Source organism: Flavobacterium hercynium, from assembly GCF_002217285.1.
GTDB lineage: Bacteria > Bacteroidota > Bacteroidia > Flavobacteriales > Flavobacteriaceae > Flavobacterium > Flavobacterium hercynium.
The window spans coordinates 13,688-31,415 of the sequence record NZ_MUGW01000051.1; the positions used below are offsets into that span (position 1 = coordinate 13,688).

Annotated in this window: 19 protein-coding genes; 17 read left to right on the forward strand and 2 right to left on the reverse strand. The window is 30.3% G+C overall.

All coding sequences use genetic code 11. The annotated features are described in order from the left end of the window. Positions 1 to 120 precede the first annotated feature (120 nt). The 11 genes from B0A66_RS19540 (at position 121) to B0A66_RS19585 (ending at position 6,740) form a co-directional block, all read left to right on the forward strand. Positions 121 to 594 (forward strand): Dps family protein, encoded by a 474-nt coding sequence (locus B0A66_RS19540; RefSeq protein WP_089051548.1) that lies wholly within the window; start codon positions 121 to 123, stop codon positions 592 to 594. Between the two features lie 107 nt (positions 595 to 701). Then, the gene (locus B0A66_RS19545) at positions 702 to 887 is read left to right on the forward strand and encodes a CsbD family protein (RefSeq protein WP_089051549.1); all 186 of its coding nucleotides are present in this window, start codon (positions 702 to 704) and stop codon (positions 885 to 887) included. Between the two features lie 160 nt (positions 888 to 1,047). Continuing rightward, on the forward strand, positions 1,048 to 1,599 hold the full coding sequence (locus B0A66_RS19550) for a helix-turn-helix domain-containing protein (protein WP_089051550.1): 552 nt from the start codon (positions 1,048 to 1,050) through the stop codon (positions 1,597 to 1,599). Positions 1,600 to 1,630: 31 nt separating this feature from the next. Next, a complete protein-coding gene (locus B0A66_RS19555) occupies positions 1,631 to 2,080 on the forward strand; it encodes a response regulator (RefSeq protein WP_089051551.1) in 450 nt (149 codons plus the stop codon). A 9-nt stretch (positions 2,081 to 2,089) separates the two neighbouring features. Continuing rightward, entirely contained in the window at positions 2,090 to 3,874 is a 1,785-nt protein-coding gene (locus B0A66_RS19560) for a CHASE3 domain-containing protein (RefSeq protein WP_089051552.1), read from the forward strand. Positions 3,875 to 4,263: 389 nt separating this feature from the next. After that, positions 4,264 to 4,743: a DUF4142 domain-containing protein gene (locus tag B0A66_RS19565; RefSeq protein ID WP_244283553.1), complete on the forward strand. Its 480-nt coding sequence runs from the start codon at positions 4,264 to 4,266 to the stop codon at positions 4,741 to 4,743. Positions 4,744 to 4,781: 38 nt separating this feature from the next. Next, positions 4,782 to 5,423 carry a porin family protein gene (locus B0A66_RS19570; RefSeq protein ID WP_089051554.1) on the forward strand — a complete coding sequence of 214 codons (642 nt, stop codon included), beginning with the start codon at positions 4,782 to 4,784 and terminating at the stop codon, positions 5,421 to 5,423. A 31-nt stretch (positions 5,424 to 5,454) separates the two neighbouring features. Continuing rightward, the gene (locus B0A66_RS22765) at positions 5,455 to 5,607 is read left to right on the forward strand and encodes a lmo0937 family membrane protein (protein ID WP_115098685.1); all 153 of its coding nucleotides are present in this window, start codon (positions 5,455 to 5,457) and stop codon (positions 5,605 to 5,607) included. A 48-nt stretch (positions 5,608 to 5,655) separates the two neighbouring features. Further along, entirely contained in the window at positions 5,656 to 5,940 is a 285-nt protein-coding gene (locus B0A66_RS19575; protein ID WP_089051555.1) for a YtxH domain-containing protein, read from the forward strand. Between the two features lie 37 nt (positions 5,941 to 5,977). Beyond that, positions 5,978 to 6,352 (forward strand): hypothetical protein, encoded by a 375-nt coding sequence (locus B0A66_RS19580; RefSeq protein WP_089051556.1) that lies wholly within the window; start codon positions 5,978 to 5,980, stop codon positions 6,350 to 6,352. Between the two features lie 7 nt (positions 6,353 to 6,359). Next, positions 6,360 to 6,740 (forward strand): hypothetical protein, encoded by a 381-nt coding sequence (locus B0A66_RS19585; RefSeq protein WP_089051557.1) that lies wholly within the window; start codon positions 6,360 to 6,362, stop codon positions 6,738 to 6,740. A 379-nt stretch (positions 6,741 to 7,119) separates the two neighbouring features. Here B0A66_RS19585 and B0A66_RS19590 read toward each other — a convergent pair whose 3' ends face one another. Both B0A66_RS19590 and prfA read right to left on the reverse strand, forming a co-directional pair. Next, positions 7,120 to 8,277, reverse strand: a complete 1,158-nt coding sequence (locus tag B0A66_RS19590; protein ID WP_123868267.1) for a hypothetical protein — start codon at positions 8,275 to 8,277, stop codon at positions 7,120 to 7,122. 366 nt (positions 8,278 to 8,643) lie between these two features. Beyond that, entirely contained in the window at positions 8,644 to 9,720 is a 1,077-nt protein-coding gene (gene prfA / locus B0A66_RS19595; protein WP_026981929.1) for a peptide chain release factor 1, read from the reverse strand. Positions 9,721 to 10,077: 357 nt separating this feature from the next. Here prfA and B0A66_RS19600 point away from each other — a divergent pair, with 357 nt between their 5' ends. From B0A66_RS19600 to B0A66_RS19625, 6 genes are all read left to right on the forward strand, one after another. Continuing rightward, positions 10,078 to 11,979: a phospholipase D-like domain-containing protein gene (locus B0A66_RS19600; RefSeq protein ID WP_089051559.1), complete on the forward strand. Its 1,902-nt coding sequence runs from the start codon at positions 10,078 to 10,080 to the stop codon at positions 11,977 to 11,979. 17 nt (positions 11,980 to 11,996) lie between these two features. Beyond that, positions 11,997 to 12,869, forward strand: coding sequence for a hypothetical protein (locus tag B0A66_RS19605; RefSeq protein ID WP_089051560.1), 873 nt, complete (start codon positions 11,997 to 11,999; stop codon positions 12,867 to 12,869). A gap of 395 nt (positions 12,870 to 13,264) precedes the next feature. After that, positions 13,265 to 14,806 carry a P-loop ATPase, Sll1717 family gene (locus B0A66_RS19610; protein ID WP_089051561.1) on the forward strand — a complete coding sequence of 514 codons (1,542 nt, stop codon included), beginning with the start codon at positions 13,265 to 13,267 and terminating at the stop codon, positions 14,804 to 14,806. 162 nt (positions 14,807 to 14,968) lie between these two features. Further along, positions 14,969 to 15,916: a hypothetical protein gene (locus tag B0A66_RS19615; protein ID WP_089051562.1), complete on the forward strand. Its 948-nt coding sequence runs from the start codon at positions 14,969 to 14,971 to the stop codon at positions 15,914 to 15,916. Further along, positions 15,913 to 16,404 (forward strand): hypothetical protein, encoded by a 492-nt coding sequence (locus B0A66_RS19620; protein ID WP_089051563.1) that lies wholly within the window; start codon positions 15,913 to 15,915, stop codon positions 16,402 to 16,404. The genes B0A66_RS19615 and B0A66_RS19620 overlap by 4 nt, the downstream gene beginning before the upstream one ends. A gap of 80 nt (positions 16,405 to 16,484) precedes the next feature. Further along, entirely contained in the window at positions 16,485 to 17,168 is a 684-nt protein-coding gene (locus B0A66_RS19625; protein ID WP_089051564.1) for a hypothetical protein, read from the forward strand. The last annotated feature ends 560 nt before the right edge of the window (positions 17,169 to 17,728 follow it).

Genomic DNA, 17,728 nt, shown 5'->3' on the forward strand with positions numbered 1-17,728 from the left:
AATATTAGAATTAAAAGAATGTTATATTAAGGTTGAATTCATGTAACATTTGCTGTAAATTATGTAAGATAATGATTGGCATTCTCCTATATATTTGAATTCATCCCAAAAAGACCTATTATGATCCCAAATATTGGCATTACCAAAGAAAATTTAAAGAAAAGCGCCACAATATTAGCCACGATTTTATCTAACGAAATGACACTGTACGTCAAAACAAGAAAGTTTCACTGGAACATTTCAGGAAATAGTTTTATGGAACTGCATAAGTTATTTGAAGAACAGTACAGAATTCTTGAAAATAATATCGATGAGGTAGCAGAACGCATTAGTCAATTGGGAGAAAAAACAATTGGTACGATGAAAGAGTTTATAGACAACTCCACACTTAAAGAATCCCCTAAAGAATATGTTTCACAAAAACACATGCTCGCTGAACTTTTAAACAACCACGAACAGCTTGTTACTGAATTTAGAGATTATATCCCCGCTTTTGAAGAAGACAACCACGATGCCGGCTCAGCCGACTTTATAACAGGTTTATTGCAGCAGCATGAAAAAATGGCCTGGGTTTTACGTCGCTATCAGGCGTAAAACGTAGTAAAATGTGAATTATGCAACAATCTTAAAAATGGATATAACAAGTTTTGCAGTATAAATTCGCAATTTTACAATACTATTAATTACTAAATAAAAAGATCATGAATACTACAGAGATAAAAGGAAACTGGAATGAGTTAAAAGGGAAATTAAAACAAAAATATGCCGACTTAACTGATGATGACTTAATGTATGCTGAAGGAAAAGAAGATGAAATGTATGGAAAGCTTCAACAAAAACTAGGTAAAACTAAAGAAGAGTTTAAGCAGCTGTTATCAGATTTGTAAGCCCTTTTTACCCAATCGAAATACCGTCTAAATACAAACCTTAGACGGTATTTTTTTGGTTAGGTTAACATGGTCATCTCAAAAGTTAATCTCAATTAAATCTTAAAGCCCTAGCATTACCAAATAAAAATTAATTATCTTTAACCCTATTTTATCCTATATGAAGCTATTTATAAAGTTTGACATTAACACTATTTGCTCGCTCTTCTTAAAACAAAAATTAGAAGAGGAAAAAATGAATTTTACCACATTAGGTTTTGGCGAAATTGAACTAGATGAAAATCTGAGTGTTGAAGCGCTTGAAACTTTAAAAAATAATTTGGGCCCATTTGGTTTTGAAGTTGTTGAAAACCAAAAAAGCGTTTTAGTTCAAAAAATTAAAGATGCTATAATTGAGCTCGTTTATATGGATGATAATAATAATTTTAAGAGTTCTGTATTTTTAGCAGAGAAATTAAATCACAGTTACGGTTATTTATCGAACGTATTTTCTGAGGTAACCTATTCTTCGATTGAAAATTTCATTATTCTGCAAAAAATTGAACGAGCCAAACAATTAATGTTAGTTAATGAAATGAGTTTGACCGAAATTGCTTTTTTACTTAACTATTCAAGTGTTGCCCATTTGAGTACACAGTTTAAAAACACAACCGGAATTACGCCATCGGCTTTTCAGAGAATTATTAAAAAGAGAAGAGAGAATTTAAAATAAAAGACAACAAAACTAAATACCTAAAAATTAAATGCAGAAAAACGCATTACACATTTTACTCGCTGATGACGATGAAGATGACAGACTTTTTTTTAATGATGCTTTTGAAGAAGTAAGAGTTCAGACGAATGTAACTTTCGTTCATGATGGTCTTCAACTTATGGAACATTTATTGACTCCGGATGTAAAATTACCCGATATTTTATTCCTGGATTTAAATATGCCTAAAAAAACAGGTAAAGAATGTCTGATCGAAATCAAAAAAACAGAACATCTTAAAAACATCATCATTGCCATTTATTCTACTTCATCGTCTGAAGAGGATATTGAGGACACATTTATTGAAGGTGCCAATATTTACATTAAAAAACCAAGTGATTTTAATACGTTAAAAAAAATCATCAATGAAGTCGTTACATTAAATTGGCATTATCACACCTCAGGTTTAAACCGGGATAATTTTCTGTTGCGCTTAAAATAAAAATTTCCAATGAAATGGATACCCAAGTTTAATTCTTCAAACTCTTTGAGAGTTATTTTTGTAATTGCAGTTTTCATTCTGTTATTTCTATCTTCCATTGGTTACAAACACAACCAGGATTTGAATGAATCCAGTAAGTTGGTAATGCACACTTACGAGATCAACATTCAATTAGAACGGTTAATGTCGGCAATAAAAGATGCTGAAACGGGACAACGTGGCTATATTATAACACGAAATGACCGTTTTTTATCGCCCTATACGTATTCGCGCGATAAGGTAAACACGTCTTTTATTACCTTAAAAAAACTTACCGCAGACAATCCTAAACAACAGGAAAATCTTCAAAAACTGTTTAAGTTAATTATTCAGCGTTTTACTTCGTTTGAAAACTGTCTTAAATATAGCGACCCCAAAACATATGATAAGAGAAAACTCGACAATCATATGTTTGGCGGACGAATTCTTATGGAAAACATTCGTTTCAAAGTAGACGAAATGAATGATATCGAGAAAAAATATTTACAGCGACGTTTAAAAATTTACGATCAGGAAATTTCTTTAAGCCCTGTTTTCTCTATTTCGCTATTCCTGGCAGCCTTAACTTTTATTTTACTGGCGTACAGACAAATCAGTAACGATATTAAAAGACTAATCGTTATCAATAAAAAATTACTGATCTCCTCCAGACTAATGTCGGAATCAGAAGTTATTGGGAAATTCAGTACCTGGCAATGGGATTTAGACAGCAATGCAATTGATCATTCCGACAATCAGTATCGCATGCTGGGTTTAAGACCAAGACAATTTGCACTTGACAAAGATTCTTTTTTACATTTTGTACATCCGGACGATAAAGAAAATGTATCAAATGCCATTACCAATATGGGCATCAAAAAAACACTTCCTTTTGTGTATTATAAGTTAATACTCCCTAATAATAAATTGAGGTATTTTAAATCTACCGGAAAATTATTAACGGATCAGCACGGAAGTAAAATTCTTCTCGGAATCAATTTTGATATTACCGACGAGCATTTACTAAATATTGAACTTCAGGAACGAAATAAAGAATTAGAAAAAAGCAATCAGGAACTGGCATCCTTCAATCACGTGGCAAGTCACGATTTACAGGAACCGCTTCGTAAAATTCAGACTTTCATTTCACGTGTTTCGGATGCGGACAAAGCCGCTTTATCACAAAGCGCAAAAGATTACCTTGACAAAATTGAAGTATCAGCCAAAAGAATGCGTGTTCTTATTGATGACTTACTTTTGTTCTCAAGAACCAATACAACAAAAAAAGAATTTCTAAAATCGAATTTAAATGACTTGCTGGAGAATGCCAAAGGCGAACTCACAGAAGTTATCGACGAAAAAAAGGCGATTATTACGGCCGGCAAACTTCCTAAGCTAGATGTTATTCCGTATCAGATCGAACAGTTATTTATTAACCTGATCGGAAATTCGCTTAAATACAGCCAGGAAAATATTAACCCTGAAATCACGATCGAATGCGAAAAAATTCATTCCTATGAATATCCTGATTTACTGGAACAAAATATAAAGAAGTTTTACAAAATAACATTCACGGATAACGGAATGGGATTTGATCCTCAATTCAAAGAAACTATTTTTATTCTCTTTCAGCGTTTACATTCTAAAACAGATTATCCGGGAACAGGAATTGGACTTGCTATTTGCAAAAAAATTGTAGACAATCATCGTGGTCATATTATTGCAGACAGCGTTCCGAATCAAGGTTCAAAATTCACTGTCTTTCTTCCGGAGTAATTTTATACTATTATAGAATTAGAAAAATAAAAACAGAGTTATACTTCTGCCTTATTATAATTGTAAGAAACAAAAACCAAGCAAAAACATACCCAAATACAAAAAGAAACTATAGCTCCATTATAGTTTCTTTTTTTTTACCCCCATTTCAACATCATAACACCTTGAAAATAAAAGGCTAAACCCCATTAAATACTACGTTATGGGAATTATATAACGATTCTTTTTTATGCTGTAAAGAAAAAGCTTCTATTCGTTAGCATCTTTGTATTGTAATACTTTAAGAAGTAATAATGAAAGCAATGTTCGTGTTAAAAGCACCTTTTTTGAAAGTTTTTTTTTTATTGATAATTATACTGAGCGTGTCATCATGCAACAATAATAATCCGATGGAAACGAACTTAAAAAACGAAACTTTTACTAGTACAAGAACCGACAAAGAACAAGTAGAAACTTATTTTTTTATTGCGACGGCAAATCTAAGTAAGTCGATAATTGAAAAAAGTCAAATTGCCCAAAAAAAAGCTTCAGAAAGTAAAGTAAAGGAAGTGAGTAAGAAGATCGAAGAGCAACAGACTCATTTGTTAGAAGAGGTTACAAAAATTGCCAATCATAGATTAATTATTGTTACCGACATAAATGCCACAAATAACGAAAATTTATACGCCATTACAGATACAAATAGTGTCAATTTTGATAAAGCTTACACCAATTCTATTGCAGAATCGTTAGCCGATCAAATTAAAATATTTGAATCTATTTCTAAAGAAACAAATGATGAAATGATTCTGAAGTTAGTATTGCAATATCTTCCTGGTGATTACCAGTTTCTGCGAGAAACTGAAACTATTAGAGAAAATTTTAACTAAATGCCTTAGAATCCATTATTAAACTAAATTAAGAAATTATGAAAATTCAATCAAAATTATTATTCGCCTTAACCCTTTTTATGACAGCAACATTTGGAGTGCTGCACGCACAAGATGAAAATGTAACCACTGAGTTTGGTGTAAAGGGAGGTTTTAACATGTCGAACCTATATCAAAACGACGCTGACGACGAAAATGTACTATATGGTTTTAATGCCGGTGTTTACGCTACATTACCAATATCTGACTTTATTGCTATTCAACCCGAATTATTGTTTACTACAAAAGGTGCTGAATTAGAGTATGATAATGCATTTGCAAGCGGAAACGCAAAATTCAAATTAAACTATATCGAGCTTCCATTATTAGTTCGTGTTAACATTACAAAAAACTTTAATGTTCATGCCGGTGGATATGCATCTTACCTGGTAAGTTCTAAAGTTACAGGATCAGGATCTATCGATTTTAGCGAAGACATTGATACAGATGATTTAAACAAATTCGATGCAGGACTTTCAGCTGGTGTTGGAGTAGATTTTAACCCAATAAGTGTTGGAGTTCGTTATAACTACGGTTTAACTACTGTTGGAAAAGAAAGAACTTTTGCAGGAACTACTTACACAGCGCCTGATGCAAAAAACAGCAACTTAAGTTTGTACTTATCATATAGACTTAACTAAAAATAATTATTAACCATAAAATAATAAAACCATGTCAAACTTATTATATACAATCGCAGTAATTCTGGTTATTCTTTGGGCCCTTGGGTTCTTCGTTTATAGCCTTGGAAGTATTATCCACATTTTATTAGTAATTGCTGTAATCGCAATTCTGTTCAGACTTATCAAAGGTCGCGAAATTTAAAAATCACAATAATTAAACACATTATATTAATCAATTAAATCAACTATTATGAAAACTAGTAACACAATTTTAGGAATTTTAGGAGCTGCAGCTGCAGGAGCATTTTTAGGAGTATTGTTTGCACCGGATAAAGGATCAAACACAAGAAAAAAAATCTCAGATAAATCAAAAGATTACGGAGATAACCTAAAAAGCAAAGTTGATGGAATCATCAGCACAATCTCTTCAAACGGTAAAGATATTATCGAAGAAGGAAAAGCAAAATTCAATGCTGCAAAAGAAGACTTCAATGCAATTAAAGATGAAGCAAAAACTGTAAAAACTAACTACTAATAAGAGTGAAATTTTTAAACCATAAAATACCTTTATCATGGAACCAAATGCAACAACAAACGAAAACCTTTTTGAAAAAGCTGAAAACTATACCAGAACAAGCTTAGAATTAGTTAAGCTTAGAACGGTATCAGCATCAGCAGATGTACTCTCAACAATTACATCTAAAATAGCCGTTGGCGCTGTTGTTGCATTTTTTACCCTGTTCCTAAATATCGGGATCAGTTTATGGATTGGAAAAGAGCTCGGAGAGTATTATTACGGTTTTTTTATCCTGGCGTTGTTTTACCTGATTGTTGCCGTTGTATTGCACAAATTTCAACATTCGCTTATTAAAACGCCAATTGGAAATATGGTTATCACTAGTATTTTAAAAGAAACTAAAACTGATTTGCAAACAGAAAAAAACTAAAATTAATATGGAAGCTATTAAACTAAACGTTTTTGATGTCGAAACATTAAACGAGCGAATCAGACAAACAAAAGCACAACAAGATCTCGAGTGGATTGCGATTAAAGATGAAATAACAGAGCTAAAAGTAAATCTGAGACCTCTAAATTTAATTCGGAATACTGTCGAGGAAATCAATGAAACCGTTGGTTTTAAAGGCAACTTAGCCCAATCTGCAGTAAGCATTGGAATAGGTTACCTCACCAAAAAATTTGTGGTAGGAAAATCAGATTCTACGGTAAAAAACATATTCGGTTCTTTGTTGCAGCTGGTTGTTACCAATTTAGTTTCAAAAAAACAGGAACCACATTACGAATCATCAAATCAGGAAGAATCATATAGAGACTAATTGTTCTATCAAAAATTAACTATTATGGAAAAGCTAAACCAAATAATAATAAAAAACGGTGTGCACATTTACTCTAATATGTACAAATGTTTTGAATACACGAGAATTTTTCTAGGTATCTAACTTCCTTATACGTTTCTAAAACAAACGGTTAAAGAGTTAATATCCTTCCACATATATTAGAGGTTCTAAGGCACTAAGATGCTGAGGTACTAAGATTTTTTTCTAGCTTCTGAAGCGCTAAGGTGCTGAGATACTAAGATTTTAATCTTTAAACTGAACCAAAAGAAAAAAGCTGTTTCACACAAGTGAAACAGCTTTTTTTATTTATCTAAAAATCTAAGCTAGTCTAAAAATCGAACAATCTAATTTATTTCATTTATTCTTCGATATATGTTTTCTCTCTAATATCCGGAGCATGATCTACATTTCGATACAAAGTTTTAAGATGTAGTCCCTCAGGCGAATACTCATACACATAATCATCCTTAAAGAAAACATCACCATTAATAGAAATAATAGTTAAAGAAGTAAAATTTAAATTGGTAGATGGATCTAAAACTCTCTCTTGAGAAATTAAATAAGGCTTACGTTGAATATCATATGTTAATATTTGAGTACTTGAATATTCCTTATTGTGGTCAAAAAATTTTGTAGTAATTTTATTTTTTTCATATGAATAATGTCGTTGTGAATTAATATTGCCTTCATAATCTGCAAAAGAAGCTAAAGAAACTTTACCTTCTGAATTGTAGCCATAAGTAGCGACTGCTATTACCTTTCCCGTAGAATCTTCAGTTGTTTCTTTAACAATTAAATTATTTAAATATTCATAAGATATTTTGCGTTTAAAAACTCCGCTCTCATTTGTCATAACTATTGTAACTAACTTTTTTTCTTCATTATAAATATAATTATTAATACTGGTTAAGCGTATTAAAAGAGTAGGATGGATTAAATGAGTAACTACTCGAATTAAATTAGTATCTGCATAAGTATAGTGCATGATCTGATTTTTGGTACTATCTCTTATTGAAGTATAAGTTTCTTTTACGAGTAAATATTTTATATTCTTTTTTTCAGAATCAGTTACATCGAATTTATAATATCCGCCTAAGAAAGTAACGGTTACAATTGTTGGACTCAAACTTGTTTTATTAGCAATAGTACAAGTATATTTAACCGCATTAATTTCAAATTTATATGTTAAAGAAGTTTCGTTATCTACAATATCAGTTACAGCATACTCAACAGTTTTATTATCGAAGATGTTTGAAAACGAAATAGTTTTTGTATTTGGATAAAATATGACAGAAACCGGCTTTTTAGTTTCTGCATTTGGATCACTTTCAGATGATTTAGAAGTTAATGGACCAAAAACTTTAAACAATTTTTCGCCATAGAAAGCTTTGTATTTACTTTGAGTCGGCTTAATGTCAGCGTAACTAACTTTGGGCGTTTCTTCCTGTTTATCATTCGAGCAAGATGTTAACCCAAGCACTAGCACTAAAAAAAACATCCATTTTTTTAACTTCATAAATTTGTATTTATATTCATTAACCCGTTTTTCATGTTAGGTTATAGCATGTAATAATTCAAGAATTTTCTTCCTTTATTTCAGGATTCGAAAGTACATAATTTAAAGCGACACTTCCAAAATAGATACAGAAAAAACCAATAAAAAAACAACATACTAACTATCAATAAATTACTCCAAAAAAAAAGCTGTTTCACATAAGTGAAACAGCTTTTTTTTATTATCTAAAAATCTAAGAAGTCTAATGTCTAAAGATCTAAGCTAGTCTAATATCTAAGAAGTCTAGTATCTAACAATCTAAGTTAGTCTAAAAATCCAAAAATCTAAGTAAGTCTAAGACAGTCTTAAAATCTAAGCAAGTCTAAATTAAAAAACTTCCGACGCCTCTTTCAATTTCTCCATATTGTTAACCAACTGTAGTTCGGCAACAATTTTCTGAATATCACCATTCATGATATTTCCTAAATCGTATAAAGTTAAACCAACTCTGTGATCCGTTACACGACCTTGAGCATAGTTGTACGTACGAATCTTAGCAGAACGGTCACCAGAACTAACCTGCGATGTACGTTTTGTAGCATCTTCAGCCTCTTTCTTAGCCAATTCCTGTTCGTACAAACGAGAACGTAATACATTCAACGCTTTATCTTTATTTTTATGTTGCGATTTCTGATCCTGACATTGCGCCACCAATCCAGTTGGAATGTGCGTTAAACGTACCGCAGATTTCGTAGTATTTACCGATTGTCCTCCAGGTCCAGATGAACAAAAGAAATCCACACGAACGTCGTTCATATCAATTTGTACATCAAACTCTTCTGCTTCCGGCAAAACCATAACAGTAGCTGCAGAGGTATGCACACGACCCTGAGTTTCCGTTTGAGGAACACGTTGTACACGGTGTACTCCGGCTTCAAACTTCAAAGTTCCGTAAACATCTTCTCCTGATACTTCAAAAATAACCTCTTTAAAACCTCCGGAAGTACCCTCGTTCATATCTACCACAGAAGTTCTCCAGCCCTGGTTCTCACAATATTTAGTGTACATTCTGAACAAGTCACCCGCAAAAATACTTGCTTCGTCCCCACCCGTACCTGCACGAATCTCCACCATTACGTTTTTAGCATCTTCAGGATCTTTCGGAATCAACATAAATTTAATTTCTTCCTCAAGTTCAGGCAATCTTTCCTTAGCTTCATCAAGTTGCATTTTGGCCATTTCGGTCATATCTGCATCACTTCCATCAGCAATAATTTCGTTTGCCTCATCTATATTAGCCATCAAAAGCACATATTCATCGCGCTTTTCAGCCAATGCTTTCAGGTTTTTGTACTCTTGATTCAATTGCACATAACGTTTTTGATCAGAAATAACATCCGGCTGGATAATTAAGTCCGAAATCTCGTCAAAACGTTGTTTTACTATTTGAAGTCTATCTAACATTTTCTAATTCCTTTTATTGGAGTGCAAATTTACGAAATTTTTGTTTAAAATTCTATTATTGATTTTTTGTGTTTTTTAATGGTCAAATTTAGTGGAGTTTTAATGTTTTTCAGGAGCTCTCTCCTGCTATCCGCTCTATCTTTTCCTGGCTAAAGAAGCCAGAAAAAGGATGCCGCTTCTATCAGGGCTAGGTAAATTCGTTTTAATTGGCGATTATGGTTTTCCGTAAAACCACTGAACCATAAGTCTTTAGTTTTGACAAAAATAAAAATCCCAAATTCAGACTAACCCGAATTAACACAGGATCAATAAAACTAAAAAACAACCAACCACTTTAATAAATCAAAAAATACAATTATGAAAGAGCTTATTACAAACGGAACAGAAATTAAGCATCGAATAATTTCTGAAATAGTCAATGCAAGACAATGCATATACATTGCGATGAACTACTTTACTGATCGGGATATCGCAATGGCAATAATCGAAGCAAAAAACAGAAACTTAACCATTGACATTATTCTTTCTTCAAATGCACAGAACGAAATTGTAAAATTAATGCTAAAAGGTGCCGGCGTAAGCGTTCACGCATTTGAAACAGGAGATCCGCGTGGGGTAATGAATCATAAATTCTGCTTGATTGATAACAAGATTTCAATAAACGGCTCCTACAACTACTCCATCAATGCCAGCAACAACAATGTCGAAAATATTCAGGTTTCAGATGACATTGCCATTTATTCCCAATTTTTACTGGAATTTGAACGCCTGAGTTACAATATAGATCATAATATTGCCGATCATAATTCCGCATCTACACTATCATTTCAAACTCCTGTACAACAAACTCCACAACCACAAACTATAAATATTATCGAAGTTTTTTCTAAACAACTGCAAAACCTTGTTTATTCGGCTGCGCAAATCAACATCGACGAGTATAAACAGAAAGGATACGAAACATCCAAAGAAAACCAAGGAAGTATTGACATTTTTAGAGCTGAATATAACAACATCAAAGAAGAAATTAAAACATACGCTACAGACGAAGGTTTAAGCAGCAAAAAAAATGTATTGACGGCACATATTTCAAACGCCTACGAAGCCACAAAAACAAATGCTGAGTTAGAGAAACAACAGAAAATAAGTGTCGAAAAAAGAAACAACGATTTAGAGCAACGCCAAACTAAAGATAAAATAGCGGAACTAAAACAAACTAAAACTGTTTTAGAATCTGGCAATCAAAACACAGGCGAAAAAGGGCTGTTACAAATTAATTCAGAAATTGAAAAAAATAAACTAGAAAGAAAAACACTCGAACAATCTTTTGTTATAAAAAAATTCTGGAGCATTGGTACCATTTTCGTTCTGTTTGGTTTAGTCATTTTTACGTTTTACTTATCCATATTTTTTGCTTCGGCACTTTATAAAGTATTTTTTGAAGGCAATGTAATACGTGCCTCCTTACAAGCAGGATTAAATCCAGGACTTCCTCAACTCGTTGATGCAAATGCCATTGTTAAAATATTTAAGCAAGAAGGTATTTTGTTTGGCGTTGTAGCTGCTCTCTTTTTCCTTATTCCTATTTTATTATCCAATCTAAAAATTCTCGGAAATAAAAATAAATTTCTAAATAATTTATTTTTTGTAGTTGGCTTATTATTATTCGACATTTTAGTTTCTACAATGATTGCGGTAAACACAGATGAAATAAAATCCCTTTTAATCGGGCAAAAATCTACAATGAAAATTTGGGAAGTAGTAACACACGGTGAGTTTTGGTTAATTTTTGTGTTTGGTATGTTTCCCTTAATACTAATGCATTTTTTAATTGACTTCATATCCAATGCCTACAAAAAATCACAAAGGGAAATGGTAGATGCTGAAAAAAACAAAAGGATACAAATTTTAGATGAAGAAATGATCCATCTTAATGCAGACAAAGAATTCATTGGCACAATACTAAAAGAAAATGAAGTTGCTATCAATGAGCAGAACGCTAAAATTGTAAATCTTGAAACAGAAATTAACAATCAGGAAAACAGAATAGAAAATGACCATTCTGATACGCAAAAGCAATTAAAAATACTATTCGATGAGTTTAACGCTAAAATTATCAGTGGCAAAATCTTTACTGATGTCATTTTAGACAGAGTTGCTACGGCTTATAAAGCAGGTTATATAGAACATCTGCCAAAATTTTATGCCACAAATGAGGTAAGTAACAGAGTTAGAGAAATAGAACTGGCAACAATTTAATCTAAAAACATAAAAAAATGACACAGAACTTAATCCATTTTTTCACATTGCTTCTATTGTTTTCCTGTATCCGAGAAACTGAAGTTAAGAACCTGACGTATCAAAATCTGGTAATTATTCCGGATATGTCAAGCCGTTTAAGTAATAAACCTTCTAAGGATATTGCAAAAATTACAGAGATCGTTCAGGACTTCAAAAACAAATGTGTTATGCCCGGCAAAAAAATCGGCGACCGCTCCTCTATTTTCTTTTCCCCGTTCTCTTCTAAAATTATTGCTTCCATAGATCTTGACACTATTAAAAATCTGAGTGAAAAGCAATCTTTTATAAATTCGACCGAAAAATTTAAAAACAACGGTCTAAATCAACGAATTAAACATTTTCAAGATGAAGTAAAACTAACCTACACCAATACTCAAAATCAGGGACTAGATTTGATTAGTATTTTAATCGAAAAAATTGAAAACGAACCCATCATTAAAATGGACACTATTTTTAATGATGACATCAATACTACATCAATCAAATATGACAATCATCTTTATATTTTAACCGATGGTTATTTAGAATATCATAACAAAAAGCAAAACGACCAATTCTATTTTAGCAGCAGTGAAATAGATAAGGTAAGGCAATTTTGTAAAATTAATAATGTAGAGGTTTCAAAAGCGCTGGCAACAAATCCTTCCTTAGGTCTTCCGTCATATAAAACCAATAAAAATAAATTTATTCATCTTCATATCCTGGAAACACACGAACGCGATAAAAACGACAAATTACAATCGTACAGCCACCCAAAAGGATTAAGAGACAATGAAATTCTACAAGCAGTATGGAAAAAATGGGCAATTGAAAGTGGCTTCAAGAATTTTGAATGGAAGAAATATTAGATCAAATCTTCTGCATTATAAAGCATTCCTTAAACGTTGTACGAAGTCTTCTGATTTCGTGCAACGTTTCCGTTTTAGTCTTTTGTTCAGACACAGTCAATATCTTTTATTTTAACTTGTTATGGTTTACCGTAAAGTTATTACAATAGGAGATTTTACTTTTAACAAAACAATCTACTAATTCAAAAATGGTCGCTTTCCAAAATCAGGTGTTTTTACTCGCTGATTAGTTTGGATTAAAGGCGATGTTTGTTTTTGTTAAATGAAATTATATCAATTTTAATTTTTGTTAAAATTATTTAGAAACACAATTAACTAAATAACAAAATTCACAATAACTAAAATAGCTGATTTTCACTTATAAAAAACCTTAAAATTAAAAATCTTTAAATAAAATGTCATTTTTTAAAAAACTATCATTACCCGAAACACCATCAAATGGTACCACAAAAAACTTTTTTATTGGTACACCAGAAGCAGAAGGTGAATTAACAGGAAACTCAAAAATGAAATTAGGTGAAATTTTTGGAGACTACTTAAATGTTTTTCCAGAGCTTCAAACTGAGAAATTTGTAATTACTGGTCGTAAAGGCGCTGGTAAATCAGCTATCGCTGAGTATATATATTTTACTGCGGGAAATGATGCAAACGTATTCTGTGATTTCATAAAAACAAGGGATTTTGATTCTCAAAAAATTGTTCAAATTGGCAAAGAAAATGGTTTAAAAATCGAAGAAAAATTACTGTTTGAATGGCTTATATTGACAAAATTAACTAAATTATTAATTACAGATCAATCTATCAAAAACAATAATGAATCTAAAGATTTACGACAATTTTTGGATAGAAATAGTGGCTTAATTGATATCAAAAGTTATGAGATATCTGAAATAGTAAAAAACAACGAACTTCAAGTAAACATTGAATATTTTAAAAGAGCCTTTACATCATTATTTAAAAAAAGTACAAACATAAAAGAACACAAAGCTCCTTTTTATAAAATTTTGCCCCATTTAAATCAAGTCGTAATTAAACTACTAAAAGAAAACTTCAAAAAAAATGAATTTATTTTAATTTTTGATGATTTAGACATTGGTTTTAAGGAAAATGATGAACATACAATTGAGAGTATTACAAATATTTTAAGAGTTGCAAAAGACTACAATATTGATTTTTTTGGGAAAAATGATCTAAACTGTAAAGTTGTAATTTTATTACGTGATGATATAAAAAGAATAGTTGTAAAATATAATGCTGACACTGCAAAATTATTTTCATCTTATGAAATTCCTTTAACATGGTACGAACATGAAAACTTTAAAACTAATGAAAACACTGTAGGCTTAAAACAATTAATTAATAAACGTATTGCAATTAATTTTGAAAGAGAAAATATAGAATATTTAAAAAATGATCCTTGGTCTACATTAATTAAAACTGATTATCAATACAATGGAAGTAGTTTTAAATATGTAATAGAGCACACATTTTTTAAACCTAGAGATTTAATCTTATTTTTTAAAGCATTACCACAACATGCATTTAAAATTCCATTAAATTATAATGATGTTCAAAAATTATTATATTCCTACATTGAAGAACAAATGCTAGAAGTGAGAAATGAACTATCTTCAATTTTCAATCCAGATGATATAACAACGATTTTTATTGCTCTTAAAAATTTAAAACAACAGCAACCTTTAGAAATGAATGACTTAATTGAGGAATTAATAGAACTTGATTTACAATATGATCCTATGATGACTCTTTTACATTTATTCAATTATTCGTTAATTGGTAATATAGAAAATATCGAAAACGGACAAACTATGATTTATTTTAAACACAGAGAAAAAAGAGGTGAACCCTTAAAAATAAACTTTGAGGCAAATTTTATTTATCATAAAATTCTAGAAGTATACTTAAAAAATATGTAACCATCTTTTCGCTTGAAAAAGTTTACGCATTCTCAATTAATTCAAAATGGATTTACACTCAAATTTATAGTGTTCACAAACAAGATCTTTGGCTTAGCCTTTAGATTTGAATAATAAATACCAAAAATTGAACCAAAAAACTCATATAATAATTAAATATAAATGAATACAAAAAACTGTAAAATAGATATTATAAGCGTTCAAGTAAAACAATTAGAAAGAGAAAATATTAAAATGACATTTTCTGAAATTCTAAATCACCCAGAAATTCTAAATCAAGAAAAAAGTATTTCAAATAGAACTGTTCATTATTCAATTATTGAAGAAACAAATGATTATATAATAGGCTTTTTACGCTCAACATTAGATAAAGATTTACCTGCAAAAATTGACAAAGAAACAAAAGCTATCTCTAAATTAGATGTAAAAGAATCGGAAGGCTTAGTATATGGAAGTATATTTTTGTACTCGAAGGATTTATCATGCATTTTTTTCGAAGTAAATAAAAACTGTATATATTTAGATTCATTTAGAAAATTTATATTAAAATGTTTTGTAGAGTCGATTCAATTAAAACAACAAACTAGTTTTGATATAATATTTGGAACAATTTACAGAAAAAAAGAATATGAGAGAGCTTTAGAAATGACACAATTTAAAGGATTTAAAATGAAAGTCCATCAACCAGCGAAATTATTAGCCGAAATAACAAATGTTAATCGTTCACTTGAGGACAAGATAGAGATAGATTTTTTACCTGAAATTCAAAAGGCTGCTGAATTAAATAGTGACATTGCAGAAATACATTATAAAGTTTCTGCAAAAGAAAAAGGTTTATATAAAGATAAAATTATTCCAATAATTGAAAGTTTTAGTAAACTATTAGGTTTTAGTGAAATTAGAGAAAATATTGACAGTGTTGAAATAGTTGGTTATACAATTGATAATACTAAAGCTAAAAAACCAATAGATTTATTAGGCGATGTTTATTATGGTGTTTTTAAAATTTCAGTTCCTAGGTTGGACGCTAATCTTCAAAAAAACGAAAGAAAAGATTGTATTAAAAAACTATATGAGAAAGAATATTTAATACTAAAATCGTACTTATGATTTCAAAAAATCATTTTAATACAATTCATAAATTTAAAATTAAAAACAAAATAAACTTTGTATTACAATGGATAATATTTATTGCTATATTAATTTCATCTTATAAATTAAACCTCACATACAGCCCAGATACTTCTTTGGTTAATGATAAACTTATAGATGTTAGCTCAATTTTTTTTGGTATATTTCTGGGATGTTTGTATCTCTTTGAGAGATTTAAAAACAATGATACTTATCAAGATTTTTTAAGATTTTGCAGGCAATTACTTTTATTAAACATTATTATAATTGCATTTTCATTTATAATAATTTTACTAAATGATAGTATTCCAGTTTCGAAATCAATTAAATTTGAAAAGATAATCTATCAAATTAGACTAAAGAGCTTAATTTTTTCTTTTTATATTTCATTATTTGCAATCACATTGTTTAATATTTGGCGCTTTGTAAAAATTATTTTAGTAATCCTTAAAGCAAATAAATTATAATTCTATGTACTGCTCTCTACACTGAATCAAGTAAAAAGCACAGAATAAAATTTATAAGTAAAACAACCCAAAAACCTACTATGAAAAAAAACAAAACAATCAAAATAGTACTTATCGTTTTCGTATTGCTTTCTGCTTTTTTAGTTGCCAGTAATTTTATTTGGCTAAATCCTAGAGAATCGTTGTTTTACAAGATGCAACAATACGCTACATACGATAAAGAAGACTGGAAAAATCACGAAGAGATTGAAGCAATGTTAAAAGAAACCGTAGTAGATAATTCTACGGGCATTCCAACTTCAGAAGCTGCTTCTGCCCCAGCACGTTTACATCCGGTAAATATAGGTTTCTTTCAAGGAAGTGAAAAAGAAGCTGAATTACTAAGAATAAAAAATGCCCATTTCGAAAATTTGGTTGTAGCCAAAAATGCACCAGACGATTTTGATGCGCAAACGGCTTTAGTTCAGTTTACAGATGGTCAATTAACGGATGTAATCATAAATCAAAAACTAAATATAAAAATTGGTAAATGTTATACCAATCCAAATAAAGATGGCAATTACAGTTGCATCAGCTGCATGATTTTGCTTTACAACAGAGATACAAAAGATTGGCAGGAAGCACCAATGGGAAAAAATTTCATGGAAAATGCATACGATTTCTATCAAGCTTCAGAAGGAGATTTTTGGCAAGCAAAAGACTTATCGATGAATATTCCTTTTGATTATGATCTTATCAAAAAGTATGAATTGAAAGAGGAATAAAATAAAGGCGTCAGCTCTCTACAAACATTTAATAATATAAAAAATTATCAATTTAGGTAAACTAAATGAAGAAGATAAATTACAAACTTGTCAATATTTTTCCTAAGATAACTAGTATACTAATTATTTTATTAATCAATTTTTTAATATTAGGTTGGGATACAAAAAATGAATATTATTGGAAATTTAATTCCAGAATTTTCAAAGAGTTTGTTTTGAATTATGATTTTTATTCATATCTCTATATCTGTACTCTTATTTTTTTAGGAGAGATAATATTATTTCTAAATGTATTTTATAATCATAGAAGATTCACTAAAAACTTAAATATTTTTGGAATATTACTTATCATGATAGGTTTTGGCTGGTTGCTATCTATGAGATTTGGAACTCCTGAACTTAATTATTATCATGTTTTTTCAATATTCTGCTTGACAGTTATATTTTTGACGTACACAATTGTACGAAAAATTTCTTTTAGTAAATAGAATAAGAGTATGGTAATTAAAATATTTATGTGAATCAATATTTTTATTAAGTTCAATAAAAATTTCCTAATA